The 949-nt window shown below is 69.9% G+C and carries 1 pseudogene; it reads right to left on the minus strand.

The annotated features are described in order from the left end of the window. Positions 1–949 (minus strand): annotated as a pseudogene (locus G3N93_RS40915) (hypothetical protein); the annotation flags it as partial.

The following is a 949-nucleotide window of genomic DNA, read 5'->3' on the forward strand; positions in this document are numbered from 1 at the left end:
GTGGACAGCGAGCCGATGCCGGTCGAGGTCGACGTCGACAGCGAGTTGACGTTGCTGTTCGTCGAGCTCAGGCCCGTCGACAGCGAGTTGATCGCGGTCGAGGTCGACGTGGACAGCGAGGCCACGTTGCTGTTCGTCGCGCTCAGGCCGGTGGACAGCGAGTTGATGCCCGTCGACAGCGACGCGACGTTCGACGCGGTCGACGTCGACAGCGCATTCACCGCGTTGTTCGTCGCGTTGAGCTGGCTGCCGTTGATCGCGTCCGTGCTGCTGGCCGAGATCTGGCCGGCGGCGACGTTCGTGATCTGGCGTTCCTGGCCCTGTGCGCCGACGCTCACCACGCCGACCGGCGAGCTGCCCGCGAAGAAGTACGTGACGCCGCCGATCGTGGCGCTCGACGTCGGGTTCGCGGTGCTCGTGACCGATTTCGCGCCGAGTGCGATCGAGTTGGCGACGTTGGCCGTTGCGCCCGAGCCGAAGGCGAGTGCGTCGGCGGCGGTTGCCTGCGCAGCCGAGCCGTAGGCCTGGGCGCCGACGGCGTTGGCCACTGAGCCGTTGCCGAGCGCGATCGTGTTGTCGGCGAGCGCCTGGTTCGAGCTGCCGAGTGCGAGCGCGCTCGCGCCGTTGGCCGTGTTCGCGTTGCCGAGCGCCACTGCGCCGTTGCCGGTCGCCGTGTCGTTCGCACCCATCGCCACCGCGCCGGTACCCGTTGCGATGCTCGGGTCGCCGATCGCGACTGCGCCGTCGCCGCTTGCCGTGTTGCCGGAGCCGATCGACACGGCCTTGCCGCCTGTTGCCGATGCGTTCTGGCCGATGGCGACTGCGCCTGCCGACTGCGCGTTCGAACCGTCGCCGACCGCGACGCTGCTGGCGCCTGCTGCGCTGGCGTTCACGCCGGCTGCGAGGGCGTTGGTGCCCGTTGCGCCGTCGTTGGCGTAGTTGCTTTGCT

It is taken from the genome of Burkholderia sp. Se-20378 (genome assembly GCF_017104665.1).
In the GTDB taxonomy this organism is placed as follows: domain Bacteria; phylum Pseudomonadota; class Gammaproteobacteria; order Burkholderiales; family Burkholderiaceae; genus Burkholderia; species Burkholderia lata.